The organism is Sphingomonas sp. PEI4 (assembly GCF_056679955.1).
Genome location: NZ_CM155258.1, coordinates 1,207,539 through 1,224,427, shown reverse-complemented (window position 1 = coordinate 1,224,427; position 16,889 = coordinate 1,207,539). Strand labels below are relative to the sequence as shown.

Below are 16,889 nucleotides of genomic sequence, written 5' to 3'. Positions count from 1 at the left end.
CGCCCAGCAGCGGGTTGGGGCGCGCGCACCGCACTCTCGATAGGTAGGGACACGTCCTTTAGTCCGTATTGCCTGACCAACGCTCAGTGCCGAGACCGCGTCGGGGCTGATGGTGAGTGATTGTGCGCTCCGAAAAGGCACTGTGACTACCCCTCAGGCCTGTCGTTTCAGGATCCCGAACGCTTGTCGGTGGCCGGCAGACGGGAATGTATGATGCTAGGAGAACCAATATGACATCACGGATCGCGCGCACATTGGGCGTTTGCCTCGCACTGTCGGTTGCGGTGCCGGCTATCGCGGTCGCGGCTAACCCGAAGGTTGGCGGCGCCGCCATGTATGCCAGCAAAACCATCGTCCAGAATGCCTCCGCCGCCAGCAACCTGACGACGCTAGTCGCCGCTGTGAAGGCCGCAGATCTCGTCGAGACGCTGTCCGGTCCCGGCCCGTTCACGGTGTTCGCACCGACGAACGCGGCCTTTTCGAAGCTGCCTGCCGGTACGGTGACGACGCTTTTGAAGCCGGAGAACAAGGCGCAGCTTGCGGGCATCCTGACGTATCACGTCGTCCCGGGGAAGATCACCGCGAAGGATGCGCTGGCTGCGATCAAGGCCGGTGGCGGCAAGGCGACGCTCACCACCGTGCAGGGTGAGGCGCTCACTGCGCGCGTTACGAATGGCAAGATCGTGCTGACCGACGCCAAGGGCGGCAAGTCTACCGTGACGACGGCAGACGTGATGCAGTCAAACGGTGTGGTCCACGTGGTGGACACGGTGCTCATGCCGTGAGGCATGTCGTGGCGCCGGCTTGCCTGGCGCCACGTACTCTCCGCCACCCGGCAGCGATCATGACTAGGGTTGCGTAGGGCCTTGCATGAACTCTCTCGGCAGGCACACAAGTATGCCGCGAGTTTCGCAGCAAGGCGACCTTGTTGAGGCTCACACCCAGACGCGCGGTCAACGTTGCCCCCTTTTAGAGGCCAGAAAAGCAAGGCGGGCTGCCCTCGGGAATGCGTTGTTCGGTAAACCATATGCTTTGAGGGCCGGTATACCGCTTTCCAAAGTCCGATCCCAATCGGGAGGGCGGCAGCCTTCGATAAGCGTCCGCGATAGGTCGGAAGCTGTGCCGTCTGACCAACCTATGATGGGGCGGGGCGCAAGCGCGTCGTACATAAGTGCAAGGGAAGGGCCGTTTGGCCTTAGGCGAAAATGCTGGCAGCATTTTTAGGTGGGGAAACTTACGTGAAGCGGGCGTTAGAAGAGGCTGAAACGGCAACGCGGCAGGTTCACGTTCTGGTTGTTGAGGATGAGCTATTCATCCGGATGTTCGTCTCTGATGCGCTTCGAGACAAAGGCTATAGCGTCATAGAAGCGATTAATGCTGATGAAGCACTTGATATCGTCATGGCAGGTAAAGCCGTTGATATTGTTTTTAGCGATGTCAGGATGCCCGGAAAAATAGACGGATTGGGCTTGTTCAACGCCCTGAAAGATATTTCTCCCATGCTTCCGGTAATATTGGCCTCTGGCCACTTGGGATATAAGGAGGCGTTGGCGGAGGGCGCAACTCACATCATATCAAAACCCTATCAGATCGACACGGTTTTGAGGTTGATTGCGAACGGACTGGCCCAGCCAGAATGACGAATATGAGAAAATCTGTAGATAGCGATGCCGTTGTTATTGTAGATGACGACATTCTGTCCCGCCATGCAATCGCCGACTATCTCCGAAAATGCGGTTACGACGTCGTGGAAGCAGCTAACACCGACGAGGCCGAAATAGCGCTGAAACATTCGCCGTTTTCAGTTGATATCGTGCTGTGTGATATTCGGGTGGTTGGCACTAGGTCCGGATTCGAACTCGCTACGTGGATACGCCAGAATTACCCGAAAGTAGATGTTCAATTAGCAGGAAGTCTCACTGCCATCGTCGATAAAGCGACGGATATTTGCGAGAGCAAGCCAAATTTTGCCAAGCCTTACGAGCCGCAATCGGTAGTGAATTATATAAAGATATTGCGAGCTAATCGTGAAAGAGGCGCACGGTCGCTCCCTAAATCATCATAACGTTCTTAGTCTCTTGATAACCTTTGATGCGACCGATCCGCACTAAACCTCTCGCGTCTTGAACTCCGTCTCCTGCCGAGGCTATTTTCACACGATTATGGTTTTAACGATTTTATGTGGAAACATGGTAGTCATCGGTAGAGGGCGCAGGCGACGGCGCAATCGTCGGGGGGGCGACGTGGGATGACTACAGGCACCATTTCAATCGACAGTGCCGACGCAAGGTCGAACCAACGCCTTGTGAGGCTCGTCACTGACAGCCCGATACCGTCGGTAATCAGCGATCCACGTCTGCCCGACAACCCTATTGTCGCATGCAATCAGCCGTTCTGCGATCTGACGGGCTATTCGACGGACGAGGTCGTGGGGCGCAATTGCCGGTTTCTTTCAGGGCCGGCGACCGAACCTTGGTTGTCGGAAGAAATCCGACGCGGCGTGCGGGAGCACAAACCAGTGCTGGTCGAGATCCTCAACTACAAGCGCAACGGGCAGCCGTTCCGCAACGCCGTCCTGGTCGCGCCGCTGTATGACGAGGAAGACCGCCTGCTGTATTTCCTTGGCTCTCAGGTCGAGATCGACACCAACGCTGCGACACCGACCAGCATGCGTCGGATCAGGGCGGCAGAAATGGTCAAAGCGCTGTCGACGCGGCAGGGTCAGGTGCTCAAATTCGTTGCACAGGGTCTGCTCAACAAACAGATTGCCGCCGAACTCGGGCTGGCTGAGAAGACCGTCAAAATGCACCGCGCGATCCTGATGGACCGGCTCGGGCTGACCACCACTGCGGACTTGATCCGGCTCGCGGTCGAGGCCGGACTTTGAACTGAGACTCAACCTTTGAGCTAATTTGGCGGCGGATATGGGCCAAGGTCCGTATCGCCCCGTGCCTGCCTCCGGCGTATCCAAGCCTTGGTCGTCACAGCGGCTGGGTCGCGGGCTGTATTAGCCATCGGTTCCGTGACTTGGGTGGAACTCCCTCCGTTGCCCTTTAAGTCGCTGTGGCGCCATCTCCGGGTGGGCAACAACCGATCTCTCCATCGGCCCTCGCTCTCCCGCAACAAGGCCGGTTCGCCAGCGTAGCGGGCTCGGCACAGCAAGGCGATGGAGACCTTAATGGACAGCATAACCCCGTTCCAGTTCTCGCTGGTGTATAACGTGTTTTCATTCACGTTCGCGACGATGGCCGCGACGACTGCCTTTCTGTGGCTGTGTCGATCACAGGTTGCGCCGGCGTACCGCACTGCGGTGACCATTTCGGGGCTGGTGACCGCTATCGCCGCCTATCATTACCTGCGCATCTTCGAGAGCTGGAACGCGGCCTACACACTGAAGGACGGCATCATCTCGGCGACCGGCTTCGCGTTCAATGACGCCTATCGTTACGTCGACTGGCTGCTGACCGTGCCGCTGCTGCTGATCGAACTGGTGCTGGTGATGCGGCTGTCGCCCGAGCAGACTTCGTCTAAGACCGTCCGGCTGGGTTCGGCCGCGGCGCTGATGATCGTATTGGGCTATCCCGGCGAAACTGCGACCGACATTCCGACCCGCGCCCTGTGGGGTACGTTGTCGTCGATCCCGTTCATCTACATCGTCTGGGAGTTGTTTCGCGGACTCGGCGAGTCGATCGAACAGCAACCAGCCGCCGCGCGCGATCTGGTGCGGAAAGCGCGCTTGCTGACCTTCGCCTCATGGGGCTTCTATCCGATCGTCTACATGGCGCCCTATGCCGGTATCAGTGGTGCGACGGCGATGACGGTTATCCAGCTTGGATACACCATCGCCGACATTATCGCGAAGGCCGGCGTCGGCGTGCTGATCTACATGATCTCCGTCCGCAAATCCCAGGTCGAGGCGAATGGCATCGCTCCCCACGTGCATTGATGCCAACGCCGATGTTCGGGTCACGGGACGGGTTGCCATGACCGGCTTGGACCGCCGCGCCTCGTTGGGGCGCGGCGGCGTCGTGCATCCCGCGTTCTGGCTTGTCGCCGTCTATCTTGGCGTGGCGCTGGCCGCAGGACTACCGCTCGAAGGACCGCCTGCGACCCTGATCGCGACGGTGGTCTTCATTGGCGGCGGGATGCCACATGGCGCCTACGACATTGCCTTGCTCGCGCGCGCAAGCCGTCTCGGGCGCTACCGCCTGGGCCTCGCGGTCGGTGGCTATATCGGCATCGCCGCCGCGATGGCTACGATGTGGATTGTGAACCCACTGATCGCATTGATCACGTTCGTCGCGGTCGCCTCGGTGCATTTCGGCGAGGACTGGACGATGATTGACGAGCCGTTGCTCAAGGTCGCTGCCGGTACAGCGATCATCGCCTCGCCAGCAATTGGCCACCCCACCGATGTCGCGCGGCTGTTCGTCACAATGGTCGGTGACCTGGGTGGCGAAACGATCGCGCGGTCGCTGATCGCGGTTGCGCCGGTCGCACTGCTTATCACGATAGTAGGCCTCGTCGACGCTTGGCGGAATGGTGCGCGCGAATGGGCTGCGGCGACGGCGGTGGCGATCCTGGTACTGGTCGTTGCGCCGCCAGTCGCAGGGTTCGCGTTGTTCTTCGTGTTCCTGCATTCGCCGCGCCACTTGGCCGATGCGCGGATCACGTTGAGCGGGGTTTCGCATCGCTGGTGGCTGGCGACGGGGGCGGCCTTGTCGGTGGCAGCGATCAGTGGCTGGATCGTCTTCGCGACCAGCCTCGGGCGGTTCCTGCCGGCCGACCTCACCGCACAGGCGTTCCAGCTTCTCGCAACCGTCGCAGTGCCGCATTTGGCGTTTTCGAAATGGATCGAGCGGCGGCTGGCGCTTGGCGATCGTCAACTATTCGTGGCGTGACGTGCGGCGTCAGGATTGGTCGAGAATTTGTACGACGCAAGAGCGGCCTGCAATTGATGAACAACGGTATCAACGGGCCCTTCCAGCTGCTCGCGCGACCAATCCTCGGTCGCCGCCTGGACCACCCATGTTTCCAGACGGTGACGTCCCGGCTTCGCGCTGTTCCCGCGCAGCCCAGCCAATGGTTCCGGCATTCTTGAGTACGTCGTGGGAGATTGCGAGCGGGTTGCCGAACGCGCCGAACGCCCCGCTAAAGCAGACCGACCGCTCTCCTCTGCAATGACGACGTTCATGACGAAAATCAGAAGCCGAAAGCGTGATCGTGGGGAGCTGAATGAATGTCTGAAGTTGGGAAGCGCGAGAGGGCACGCGAACGTCCGCAACTGGGTCTGAGCTCTCTCTTTCTAACTGGCCGATAGGAAGTCGCGGCTTTCCCGTCACAAGTTTCCAGTCGAGAGTGCTGGCATCGAGCTATGTTGCAATGGCGTATTGTTACGGTAATACACCGCTATGCTCTTTGGCCTGGGGACCGTTTTGATCCAGTTTCACCGCGTCAGATTTACCCTGATACCCCTTGCGATAATGGCATCGACAACAGCGAGTGCATCCGATGGCAGGCGAGCGAAGCCACGCTTCGAAAGGTCAGAGTGCATCGTAAAGGTCGCGCCCACCGAAAGGATTGAATGCGGTCTGCTATTCGTGCCGGAGAACCGACAAAAGGCTCGAAGCCGCACGATCAGTCTTCCGGTAATGATCTTTCGCAGCACGGCCTCCGCTCCCGCAGCCGACCCGGTCATCTATCTTCCCGGGGGACCAGGCCTGAGCAGCATCGACGGACGCACGACGGGTAAAGGGAACCCGTTCCTCTCGGAACGCGACCAGATCCTTCTGGAAGGTCGGGGCAATAAGTTCGCCCGGCCGTCGCTTGGCTGCCCTGAGATAAACGATCTTCGTGCCGCGAATGCGACACCCACCGTGCAGGCAGCGGCGGCAGCCCGCTGCCGGGCAGAGCTAAGCGCGTCGGGCGTCGATCTCGATGGATATACCTCGGCCGAGACCGCAGATGACCTTGACGATCTGCGTCGCGCGCTGGGTATCCGGCAATGGAACCTGATCGGCTTCTCCTACGGCACGCGTCTGGCCCAGACGGTGCTGCAACGCCATCCGGAGGGGGTGCGTAGTGTCGTGCTCGATTCGGTGCTGCCCGTCGACGTCAACTATGACGAGACGGCGGCCTCTTCACTAAGGCGCGCGATCAACGCCCTGCTGGACGCTTGCGCGGGCGATCAGGTGTGCGACGTCCGCTACCCGGACCTTCGCGCTCGCTTCGCCGCGTTGGTGGCCGATGCCGATCACGACGGTATCCCGGCACCGGGTCGCGTGCTGCGTGGTCGCGATATCGTCGAGGCTGTAGGGGCCGGTCTACAGCAACCCGGCGTTATTCCGGCCTTGCCGGACATCATCAGCGAGACCGCCGGAGGCCGGTTGACCGGACTGCTGCCGCTGACCCGACAGGTCGCATCGACTTTCAACTGGGGATTACGCTTGTCGATCTGGTGCGGTGAAGAAATGCCGTTCGAGAACGCCCAACGGATGACCTCGCAGATATCCCCGACGTTGGGTCTGGGCGGAACCGACAATCGCACGGCGACGCCGGAAATGTGTGCGGCATGGCGCGTCTCTTCCGCCGATGCGCTGGCAAACGCTCCGGTGACAAGCGACGTGCCGGTCCTCATCGTCGCTGGTGAATTCGATCCAATCACACCACCGGCCTGGGGCCGCCGCCTGCTCCGTACTATGACCAACGCAAGGTTCGTGCAGGTACCTGGGCAGTCCCATGGAGCAATGTTCAACCGTTGCGGTGGGCAGATGACGATGGCCTTCCTTCGTGACCCCCGCGCGCAGCTGAACGTAGACTGCATTGCCAAGATGGCGGGGATCGCCTTCGGAACTGGCAAAGACATTGCAGCACCGAGCCAGTGAGATCGCCAAGCGCCAGCGATCAGCGTCGGTCTCCGTTAGCTGACCGCGACGGTTTTCGGGACGGCAACCGCGTTCCATTTCTCGTTGTCTTTGGGAAAGGCGGCGTTTGCCCGATGCCGGATATCGCTACCGACCTTCCTGAAAGCGGAAGGCCCGCTCTCCTCCCCTTTCCAGCCGTCCGGACAACGGATCGGCTGCCGAGCGCCACTGTCCAGCCCGATGAACGAACGGCTGCAGTTGGGAGGCGGGGAAGGGCAACTGAACGTCCGCCTCTGGGTCGTGTCAGGCGAGGGCCAGGCGGACTTCAACAGACCGCTGAAATCCGGCATCGTGCCTACTCCGTCACCAGCCGATCTTCGTTGCCGACGTAGTATTTGCGAACGTCGCTCAGCATCCGTTCGTTCCAACGAGAGATGAACGCCAGTGTGTCGTCCGACCGCAAATGGACGGCAAGCGCCGCGTCGTCACGCCAGCGCTCGGCCACCAGTAGCCGGCCACTGGCCGCGTCCAGCACGGCGGTATCGTAGGACAGGTTGCCGCCGCGGTGTCTCGCGACGGTCGCGAGGCCAGCCACCTCTGCGACGAAGCGCGGCAAGTCGGAGGGCGGCACGGAGATGGTGCCGGTGACGATCAGCATGGGAGGACGCGGTCTCCGGCCGCGCTCTTCGTGTTGAGCGACACCTTTCATAGCGCCTTACCGCCGAAGGCGGGACGCACCTTTCCGGGTATCTGCCGACGCAGATAATAATAGCCGGTAGTGGGGTGCTTCCAGGGTGTCGCCATGAGTGCCATTTCGGTGCTCGCTGTACCAGGTCGCTGTACCAGCGAAGAGCAAAGAATGACTAAACCGCACGTTTCCGCCACAAAAGTGGTGGCTGGTGACCCCTACGAGAGGGGTCCAAGGGTAAGAAAATCGGCAGAAAACCGTCATTCTCTGTACCCATCGCGGCGCTCTCTGTACCCATCCTTTGTACCCACCGGAGGGAATGTCCACCGGTTTTCATCATGCGGTCTGAGGATAGAATGGAACTCCCGTCAACCGGTTTTGGTGCCTGATGGTCGGTACGTGAGGCCCAAGTGGCCATGGTCCCGACGAGGTTGAGATCAACCGCAAGCTAGGATTATTATTCCGCAGCGACGCTCATTAAGGTCGGCAACACGCCGTTCACGCACGCCGCACTCGATGGGGATCGCGACGTCGGCTCCCGCGTGATCGACAACATGTTGACCGTCGAACCCTCGGGCGCCGTGCGGGCCTATGATCCGGTCGACGGACATCAGGTCAGGGCGTGAGACGTCGACGCTGGCCGGACGCGATTTTAGACGGGTTAGGAGCCGCCCTTGTCTCCGAACGCGGATTTGAACGTCCGGTTCGGTCGAAGTAACCTGATAGTTCGAGTCGATAGGCCGACATTCCGCCATGCGGGCGTCTGCGCTTGCCTGCCGGCGAGAATGTCAGTTTCACCGGTCAAGTACCGCATGCCGCTTAGAGATCCCGGCAGACCCTACCGGCGCTCCGAGACGGAGCATCGGTTGAACTCCAACGCAGCAAACGTAGATCGAGGTACCACCGAACGCGGACGAAGAGCTCTAACGACGGCCTCTTTGTCAGGGTCGAAGCGGCGAAGACGAATGCCGAGATCCGAAGGGTTCAAGGCGGGTAAAGTTTCGACCGTCGACGTATCGTTCACAAAAGTGGCTTCTGGTATGGCACCTACCATCATACAAGCAGCGTGATGAACCGATCGAACGATATCAATGGGAACGGGACCAGCCGGACCGCTGCGGACTCGGCCCGGGAGACTCTGCATGCGGACGTGGGTCAGCGCATTCGGTCGGTTCGCAAAGGGTTGGGCGTAGGTCAGGCTGAATGCGCACGCGGCGCGGGCATCGACGTCAGTTCGATGTTTCGCATCGAGAAAACGGGGCAGAACCTGACCGTGGAGACTTTGGCGCGGTTGGCGATCGCGCTTGGGGTGACGATGGACGAGCTTCTCCTGGGTATCGTACCGGATCCGGATCTCATCGAACCCAGAAACCGTGGATAATAGCGTCCGCTAGACGAAGTGGTTGAAAGCGAGGCGCGGTACGTCGAACCATACGGCCAGCCCCCATTCGTCCTGCTCCGCCGCGGTGATCCGGTAGTTCCCGAATTTGAAGCGGCCAATCCGGATGAGATCATCAAGGCTCCGTCCGACCAACGCCACGGCCGCGGTCGCCGGAACCGTCTGACGGACATAGATGACCGCGGAGTCTCGGGACTCCGATATCGCGACGCCTTGAAAGATCGAACCGGTCAAAACCACCGTGTCCGAGACGAGGGTCAGGGAGCAGCCCTTCCGACGATGGGCCAGCATCCGCGCCGAGCGCTGATAATAGGCTCGAGGCTGTACTCGGAGGGTCTCACCCAGGCTGGTCATCCTTACTCCGCCGGAGATCGCCTTCGCCATCTCCAAACGGAGGTCGAAGAGGCCGGCGTCGGCGGCTTCCAGCGCGAGTGCGGAGATCCATTTTACCTCGGGACACGTGAGCAGCCAGTCCCGGAGAGCGGCCGTCATATCGCAGGTCGTCGAAACGACGCGATGACGCCGGTCGTTTCGAGTTCCTCCAAGGCATCCCTGACGACCTGGCTGGCGATAACGTCGTCGCGGTTGTAGGCCACGATGCGGTTTCGCAACGCGCCATCCCCTGTCTCGACGAAGCGGTCGTACCACTCGATGCTGTTCGCACCGCCGGGATCGACATCCTCCCATTCGAACCCGCAGGCTTTCGCGATGCTCTTTATCCCGTAGCTCGACAGTGGCCAGTCGGTCCGCTTTGCGATGATCGCGTAGATGTCGGTGCAGCGCTCAGAGGCGAAGATCAGTTCGATCTCGTCTTCGCCGCAGACCCCGGGATGACGGCGTTGGAGCCCTTCGCGCCACAACATTCGGGTGAAGGCTGACACCGGGTCGCGCAGCGATGGTTCGCCGGGAATGTCGAGTGCGGCCTTGCGCTCGCAAAGCAGCAAGTCGCGGATCATCGCGCCCGAAACTGCTGGCGCGACCGGGGTCATGCGTGGCCTACGGGGGACGCGGCGGCTGCGGCCAGGCTCGGCAGGATCACCTCGACCCGGGATGACCCTCCGGGCGTCAGTGACCGGACCACCCGGCCGCCCGCGCTGTGCGCCAGCCCGTCGATGATGCCGCCACCCTCGCCACCCGGGCGATGCCATCCACCACACACGCCGTCGTCCTCGACCACGAGGAAGGTCGTCATGCCGGAATGCCGCATCTCGAGATGAACCGTTCCGAAGTTTTCTGGAAAGGCGTGTCTGAGGGCATTGGAGACCAATTCCGCCACGATCATTAGGACGGGACGGAGCACGGCCCTTTCCGCCAGTACGGCATCAAGGTCGACTGCGACCGTGACGTTGTCGTCGGCGCCTGCCGCGGCGACGGACGCCGCGCATACGTCGTTGATCTCGTCCGCAGCGTTCACCAGACCGCCGCTGGCCTGACCGAGGACGTGATGCAGCGCGGCGGTCGCGTGAAGGCGGACCATCACCTCATCGAGATCGACCGCTCCACGTTTGCTGAGATGAACGGCGGCGATTGCCTGCTGAAGGGCATTCGCCGCACGATGCGAAAGCTCTCTGGCGTATACGGCCTCGACGCACGGGCATTCGATCGGGTCTTGTTGGATCATGGGAACCTCCTGAGCTACGTATGCACATGTGCATACGGAATGGCAAGTGGTTTGGTTCCGCAATGTGCATAGGCGCGTTCCCTCGCTCTGAAGCGCCAGGGCCGTCTGGCGATTGCCCGATCGAGAGGGGCACGCATCCACCGCGAGGACGTATGTTCTCGACGCCATCCATCGCGTCAGGCTCAAGCGTTCCGTCTCCTCTAGGCTGCGAGCATGAGGTTTCCGGCGCGGATGGTGAGCTCAGTACGGACGGCCGTCTGGACCGCTCGCTCGGGCTCCCTGGTTGCCCAACTTAAGTCGTTCCGGCGCGCAAGGTGCGATCGGAGAGAGTCGCGTTCTCGGCGCCGTTGAGTAGGCCGCTGCCGATCACGGCGTAAGTTGGCAACCGACGGGCATCCTTCCTCGTCCGCAGGCGCTCATTTGCATGGCTTGTCGGAGGTGCCGCTGCGGCTCGTGGGGTGTCCCACCGGAAAGCCGCTGGCTGGCGTCTGTCGATCGGATAATGCTGCCGATCGATGATTTGCTTAGGTGCCACCCGCAGTTCGAGTGCTGGTGAAATCAGGACATCACTTCCAGCATGTAGTCCTTCAGTTGCGTGCGTTCGCGCTTTGATCTCTGGATCTGCCGCAGGCGAATGAAAGGCAGTGCTGCAAAAGCGGCAGTCGTCGCCAATCCGGCAATCGGATGGGCCGAAAGGATTTGCCCGGCCATGAGCACGGTCGCGATCATCAGAACGGCGTGGCGTTTCGTGAATGTGGCGCTGCTAATGAACGCTGATGGCCCGAGAAGCACGACGGGGCCTTGGCGTCCCGTGAGGTTCGTGGCGCAGACGACCGTTCCGTTGATCAGGTCCAACCTGAGGATTCCGCCTTCTAGCAGTGCCATTTCGGAGGGCAGTTCCTGCGTTACGTGCCGCCCGGTTTCGTCTTCGAATACTGCGCTTACCATGCCGCGGTGCGCCGTAGTAACGAAACCGCCGCCGCCGGTCACTAAACCTCGTCCGTCGCTGCTGAGTCCGAATACGCCTGCGCTGCTACCGTGAGTGGTGGATTGCTGCTGGTAGGTCGCTTGCCGTACGCGCGCGATGATGCATTCGCCTCTGTACCGCGCTCCACCTATCCGCCGGGGCGAAAGCATCCAGTTGCGCAGTTGTATGCGCGGTGGTTGCGGCGCGTCGGCTGATCGAGCCGTGACTGCGCCAGAGTTTTGAAGGTCGGACTGGTGCACGTCCATGTCGGAGCGGTCGGAGAGGCGACGGCCGATGCTCTGACCACGAGGTTCGGGTGGCACGGATCGTCCGCTCATCGCGCTGTCACCTCGACCGTCGATCGGTGACCGGTCGAATGCGGCACCACAAGAGGCACCAGCCTTCCATTATGGATGGGGTCAAGCGTCGCGAGCGCTCGAGGCGTTATCCGAGCCGGGTTTGGGTTTGGCGAACCCGGCGCTTCCGTTCGGCTCTGGCGGATGCGATCTCTTGGGCGCGAACACCGCCTGCAGGTAACGGTCTCGCGGCTTGCGAATGAAGCGCCATTGGCGTTTGGTCGGGGCATTAAAAGAACGCCGGTGGTTAAGCGGTATGGTTCCTGATGGTCATGGCCGACCCCGTGGTCGTGCTTCGAGCCTTTGATCGGCGTAGGGCGCGAAGGCCGCGCGTTAGCGGTTCGTCTGCCGTTGTCGTTCATTATCTCACCCACGCGCGTGCTCCTTCGCGTTGGTGCCCAGCGGTCATAGCCGGCGGCACCGCCTCGGTTGACGAGGCGGTGCCGGCCCGTGAGCCGGAAGTTGGAAACTCGCTATTAGACGAGCGCGGACGCCTTTGGGCCCGGGGGGCCTTGGACATACGCGTCCGCCTCCCGGCCGAAACTTGTTCGGGCCGGGCGTACGGCAACTAATAGCGAGGTTTCCACGCCTCGGTCCGCATGCACGCGGACGTCTCGGTTCTAAGCCGAGACTGAGATCGTGATCAATCCACCTTGTGCTGGCGTGTATGCAAATAATCAGGCGACACGTTTCCATACCGACGGCGTCTGGTTGTGGGCGAAGACACCATTGGCAATTTCAGCACGTGGTCGTTCACCCGCCTGAGGGGAGGGGAGCTTCTTCTGGAATGACGGGACCATGACCGTCGGCAACGCAAAGGCCGACGGGCTGAGCGTACGTATTGGAATTGCGGATCCCGTTGATCGTAGGGATGGCGGAACACCCTACGCAGTGAGGCAGCGCACGGTCGCCACGTCCGCGTTAAACGATCGCCGGAATGTTCTGAAAAGCGTCTTAAGGGCGGAGCGTTCAACGATTGGACGTTGACGTTACGAACGGAGGCGTGATGTCAGACTGCACCCATGAAGCAGTTGCAGACGTAACGTGAATAGTCATGCGACCACTCGACGAGTGGTCGTATCGAGATCGTAGGTTGGGTATATGGTCGAAACCGTCAAATGGTTCTCCACCAATCGCAGCAACGTTCGGTCCTTCGTCTAGATGTTTACCAGCACCGTCGCGGTTGCCCTGCATAGCTGTCAGTGCCCGAACAGTACCACTTTGTTCTTATGATACAGACTTAGGGTATCTTCCATAATTTCGACGCTTGTGATTCTGGCGGATATGGCCTGAAACGCTGGATGATCCAGAATGGCGGCTATCGGTCGGCCCTTGCAGGCCAGGGCGACCGATGCCGGATAGTCGCCGGTCAGGATCAGTTCGCCATCATCGTATCGACCTTGCTCAAATTCGATTGAGGTCCGGAGGACCCCTTCGATCCAGGTCAGAATGTTTAGACAATTCCACTTCCTAAATCGCAGATCGCCACCATCATGATTCAAGCGGGCCGCGTGGGCCGCCCGCAGGGTCGCAATCGGTTCTAGCTGGGCGGCACGTATGAGGGCCAAAGAGACCTCCGTGATCGCGCCGATCGAACCGGCCGTTCGGTGCGCGAGCAGAGCTGCCGCCCGCCGCCGCTGCGCACGACGATGGACTCTCACATGATCCCGCACGTCCACGACGGTCCAGATTGGCTCCACCGGACTTGGGGACGAGGAAAGCGAGTCGTCGAGAAGCATCGTCGCCATCTTGTAGAGGCGAGAAGTATACCGGCCGGACTGTTCAGTGCCGAGCACGGCATCCATGCGCAGCCATAGTGGCAGACATCCCTCGCCGATCCGCGCGGAAGCATGCTCAACGGCTTTGCGTAAGGCGCCTTCGCGCCGCGCAATGGCCGTTCGGTCTCGTATCGCGGCTCGAACGTGTTCGATCGCACTGTCGACAGCTGGGGCCAAAGAGCCCGGGCTACCGGCGATCGCGCTCGTCTCAAAAGCTATCGGCAGTATGAAGTCTATGAGATCGAAGTCCACCGTCAAGATCTGTACTTCCGCTAGGCCGGCGCGAGCCACCCGAACGCCGCCCGATGTCGGCACAGTCACTTGAGGAAGCCCTGATCGGTCGATTTCGAGCTTCAGTTGCACGACCAGTTCTCGGATGGTCTTTCCGGCGAGCGAGTCGTACCCAATGGCAAGCTCGGACATGCCATCCCAAGGGACACCCGACCAATCGATCAGTTTTTGCCGCCATCTGCGTGACGATCGATCAGATCGCACCGCGATGATTTCCGCTGTTTGTCGACGCCACCAGTGGTGATCGACAGTAACGAGAGGATTTCGGTTCATGACGCTCCCTTCACTCATGGTTACGCCCTCTTTGGACGCGTTCAACGCGCCATCGGCCGATCAGCACGAACGCGATCGCGGGCGCCGCACGTTCGTGGTTCGCGGGGGGCAGACCCGTGCCGTTCCGCTAGTACCGGGGTATCGTCCTGACCGGTTCGTTCAGCCAAGGAGCCAAGCGGATCCGTCGTAGCGGTTTCTGAGGGTTGACGCGGCGCAGGCCACCGCACGCGGTAGCGAAGGCGTTACCATTGTTCGGCATGTCGCGCTCATGTCATGCCTGTGTCCGAATATCCGACTGCTCGGTTTCCTGCTGGCTGTTGTGGCCACAACCAGCACTCCGTGCGCAGCAGCACCTGCGCTCTCAGAGACTGCCGAACGCCCAGTAAAAGCTCCAGGCGACGATGCCGCAGCTTGCGACGATGACGCCAAGCAAAATAGAGCAGCTACGCCAAAGGACGGCGTGACCAACGAGAATTCCGACAGTCGCTGCGGCCCAAGCAAAGATGTAAAGGAGTCGGAAGATAGCGACGGGCACCTTATCACTGCGATCGTGAGCATCGCGGTCGCCTGCATATCGTTGCTCGGTGCATTGGGCACCGTCTTCGCCGCTAGGTCCGGCCATGGGGAGAAGATGGGGAGGTTGCGTGTTTCCGGGTACAGGTTCGATGCCACGTGACGAAGATTGTATTTCACCATCAGGAATGTCGGACCGTCAAGCATCTTCTCGCTTCGCGTCGGCGGAGCGGTTCGAATAATGGGGCTGGGATCCGACATCGAGCCGGACGTCGTCGAAATGCTCGAACCCGGCGAGCGTAGGATGTTCATTCGATCCGTCACTCACGGCGACATGAACAAACATCTCCTCCGGCCGACCCCGCGAGGTTTGACGGCCGCGGCCGTGCGCATCGACTACGTCGATTATGCCGGACGCGGGTCTCGCGATGTGCGTTGTGCCGCCCAGGGCGTCACGGGATCGTGGAAGCTGCACGGTAGCAGCACTTAATTGAAGCTGTCCGCGATCGGCTGAAGTAATGTCCTTGACCGACTCCACTGATGGCATCGGTTCCAACTGGAAGGCGGGCCGGTAAGGCGCTCTCCGCACGCAACTAGACACAGCGTCCAGGCAATTGTTGGCATTGTATTTTCTCCGCTACCATCATCATCGCGAAGACTTTCTCTCGCTAGTTCGGAAGCGGTTTGAAGCCGACTTGCCTCCGTCGCCGACTGTTTCAGTTCTGGCTTGAGTCACTTGATTGGCACGATAATCAAACCGATCCCCGTAGAACTCAACGCCATCAGTCTAACGAACTCGACTACACAGCCCCGCTCGAATGTCGTAGCCACGCATTCCTACTCTCATTGTACGCCATCCGAGTTCATTCGGGCCGGGGACGGTGCTGTTCAGGATGATGCCGTCGGGGCGAACCACCCGTATCGCCAGCATCCTCATCCTGGGTTTGCCACAGTCTATTTCCAAACGCGTGTCCATTTGCTGACCGGCTTGGTTGACGCCCTTCAACTCCATGTTGACGAACCTCACCCACGTATTGATGACGCCGTCCTTCCGCGTCGCCGATGTACGATCGTAGAGTCCGCCATCTGGGGTCCGCTGTATGGGGAAGGGCTGCCAGTCTATGATCGGCGGGGGCGCGGCCTGCAGGGCAAATGCGAATAAAATCATTTCATCACCTCGAGCATGCAATTTTCGAGGCGGCGCCGGCCCGTGGGCCGGAAGTTGAAAACTCGTTATTAGACGAGCGTGGACGCCTTGGGGCAAGGGCGCCCTGGACATACGCGTCCGCCTCTCGGCCGAAACTGGTTCGGGCCGGGCTTGCGGCATCTAATAGCGAGGTTTCCACGCCTCGGTCCGCGTGCTCGCGGACCCTTGGTTCTAGGACGATATGGCGATCGCGAGCAATGCGTGTTTCGATATGCTCGTCAATTCTACCGGCCGGTTGCCGCCGCTTCGTGGTCGGCTTTTGACTGTCCAAATCCTTCGCGGTCGTGCTGCGTCCGCACGTTAGCAGGTAGCCGAGACGCGTCAGCGGCTAGACGAAAGTCTCGGTGTGGGCAGGATGAGGAGCGGCGATAGCCGCAGTCGTCTGCTCGGCCGTCCATCTTCCATCTACGGCTTTGGCGACGAGGTGTTCGGCCACCGCCCAGTTCAGCATCCGGTCGAATCCAAACCGAATTTCGTCCACCGCGGGGCGCGATAGCAAACTCACTGCTTCGAGCCGAAGAAGCGCGCCGTCATCAAAGCCGGCTGTGGCCACGTCGGGCGGTCGCCAGGGGTATCGTGGGGCGGATGCCAGGAAAGTGCCGGCCAAGGCGGCCAAGCGCTCGGCATCGCCTGGGTGATCCGGCTGTGCACGCGCCTGGCCGGTGGCGTACTTGCAATATGTCTCGAACAACTCGTATTCGGAAACGCTAGTCCAGTCGGCATGGGGCGGCAGTCGCGCGAACATGGTTGCATGAATGGGCGTCAGCAGTAGTTCGAAGACATCGTCAGGCATCGTCTCCAATAGGGCGTCGCGTCCACGAGTTCGAAGGAAACGCTGAGCTCGGCACTCATGAAGTTTCTCGCAGGTAGAAGCACGGCTCCCGGCGCCGCGGCGAGCAACGCGGCTATCCCAGGTCGTGCCAATGCGATCAG

The 16,889-nt window shown here is 60.7% G+C and carries 16 protein-coding genes; 9 read left to right on the top strand and 7 right to left on the bottom strand.

Going from position 1 to position 16,889, the window contains the following annotated elements; all coding sequences use genetic code 11:
• The first annotated feature begins 230 nt into the window (after positions 1-230).
• The 7 genes from AC1MLZ_RS05455 to AC1MLZ_RS05425 all read left to right on the top strand — a co-directional run bounded on the left by AC1MLZ_RS05455 (position 231) and on the right by AC1MLZ_RS05425 (position 6,884).
• On the top strand, positions 231-785 hold the full coding sequence (locus tag AC1MLZ_RS05455) for a fasciclin domain-containing protein (RefSeq protein ID WP_480960739.1): 555 nt from the start codon (positions 231-233) through the stop codon (positions 783-785).
• 420 nt (positions 786-1,205) lie between these two features.
• A complete protein-coding gene (locus AC1MLZ_RS05450; RefSeq protein ID WP_480960738.1) occupies positions 1,206-1,640 on the top strand; it encodes a response regulator in 435 nt (144 codons plus the stop codon).
• A gap of 5 nt (positions 1,641-1,645) precedes the next feature.
• Positions 1,646-2,065: a response regulator gene (locus AC1MLZ_RS05445; protein ID WP_480960737.1), complete on the top strand. Its 420-nt coding sequence runs from the start codon at positions 1,646-1,648 to the stop codon at positions 2,063-2,065.
• 183 nt (positions 2,066-2,248) lie between these two features.
• Positions 2,249-2,887: a PAS domain-containing protein gene (locus AC1MLZ_RS05440; protein ID WP_480960736.1), complete on the top strand. Its 639-nt coding sequence runs from the start codon at positions 2,249-2,251 to the stop codon at positions 2,885-2,887.
• A 291-nt stretch (positions 2,888-3,178) separates the two neighbouring features.
• Positions 3,179-3,946 carry a bacteriorhodopsin-like gene (locus AC1MLZ_RS05435; protein WP_480960735.1) on the top strand — a complete coding sequence of 256 codons (768 nt, stop codon included), beginning with the start codon at positions 3,179-3,181 and terminating at the stop codon, positions 3,944-3,946.
• Positions 3,947-3,983: 37 nt separating this feature from the next.
• Positions 3,984-4,901: a Brp/Blh family beta-carotene 15,15'-dioxygenase gene (locus AC1MLZ_RS05430; protein WP_480960734.1), complete on the top strand. Its 918-nt coding sequence runs from the start codon at positions 3,984-3,986 to the stop codon at positions 4,899-4,901.
• A gap of 750 nt (positions 4,902-5,651) precedes the next feature.
• Complete coding sequence (locus tag AC1MLZ_RS05425) at positions 5,652-6,884, top strand: alpha/beta hydrolase (protein ID WP_480960733.1); 1,233 nt, start codon at positions 5,652-5,654, stop codon at positions 6,882-6,884.
• A 334-nt stretch (positions 6,885-7,218) separates the two neighbouring features.
• Here AC1MLZ_RS05425 and AC1MLZ_RS05420 read toward each other — a convergent pair whose 3' ends face one another.
• Complete coding sequence (locus AC1MLZ_RS05420) at positions 7,219-7,521, bottom strand: putative quinol monooxygenase (protein ID WP_480960732.1); 303 nt, start codon at positions 7,519-7,521, stop codon at positions 7,219-7,221.
• 1,099 nt (positions 7,522-8,620) lie between these two features.
• Between AC1MLZ_RS05420 and AC1MLZ_RS05415 the strand changes: the two genes are divergently transcribed.
• Entirely contained in the window at positions 8,621-8,932 is a 312-nt protein-coding gene (locus tag AC1MLZ_RS05415) for a helix-turn-helix domain-containing protein (RefSeq protein ID WP_151991989.1), read from the top strand.
• Between the two features lie 9 nt (positions 8,933-8,941).
• Here AC1MLZ_RS05415 and AC1MLZ_RS05410 read toward each other — a convergent pair whose 3' ends face one another.
• The 5 genes from AC1MLZ_RS05410 to AC1MLZ_RS05390 form a co-directional block, all read right to left on the bottom strand.
• Positions 8,942-9,442, bottom strand: a complete 501-nt coding sequence (locus tag AC1MLZ_RS05410; protein WP_151991988.1) for a hypothetical protein — start codon at positions 9,440-9,442, stop codon at positions 8,942-8,944.
• On the bottom strand, positions 9,439-9,939 hold the full coding sequence (locus AC1MLZ_RS05405; protein WP_199861017.1) for a ribonuclease H-like domain-containing protein: 501 nt from the start codon (positions 9,937-9,939) through the stop codon (positions 9,439-9,441). Before AC1MLZ_RS05405 ends, AC1MLZ_RS05410 begins: the two co-directional genes overlap by 4 nt.
• Positions 9,936-10,571, bottom strand: a complete 636-nt coding sequence (locus AC1MLZ_RS05400; protein ID WP_199861016.1) for a sensor histidine kinase family protein — start codon at positions 10,569-10,571, stop codon at positions 9,936-9,938. The genes AC1MLZ_RS05405 and AC1MLZ_RS05400 overlap by 4 nt, the downstream gene beginning before the upstream one ends.
• 558 nt (positions 10,572-11,129) lie before the next feature.
• Positions 11,130-11,561, bottom strand: a complete 432-nt coding sequence (locus tag AC1MLZ_RS05395) for a hypothetical protein (RefSeq protein ID WP_151991986.1) — start codon at positions 11,559-11,561, stop codon at positions 11,130-11,132.
• A gap of 1,532 nt (positions 11,562-13,093) precedes the next feature.
• Entirely contained in the window at positions 13,094-14,236 is a 1,143-nt protein-coding gene (locus AC1MLZ_RS05390; RefSeq protein ID WP_151991985.1) for a hypothetical protein, read from the bottom strand.
• Between the two features lie 682 nt (positions 14,237-14,918).
• Here AC1MLZ_RS05390 and AC1MLZ_RS05385 point away from each other — a divergent pair.
• A complete protein-coding gene (locus AC1MLZ_RS05385; RefSeq protein WP_480960731.1) occupies positions 14,919-15,239 on the top strand; it encodes a hypothetical protein in 321 nt (106 codons plus the stop codon).
• Positions 15,240-16,284: 1,045 nt separating this feature from the next.
• Here the strand turns inward: AC1MLZ_RS05385 and AC1MLZ_RS05380 are convergent.
• The gene (locus AC1MLZ_RS05380) at positions 16,285-16,749 is read right to left on the bottom strand and encodes a hypothetical protein (RefSeq protein ID WP_151991984.1); all 465 of its coding nucleotides are present in this window, start codon (positions 16,747-16,749) and stop codon (positions 16,285-16,287) included.
• Between the last annotated feature and the right edge of the window lie 140 nt (positions 16,750-16,889).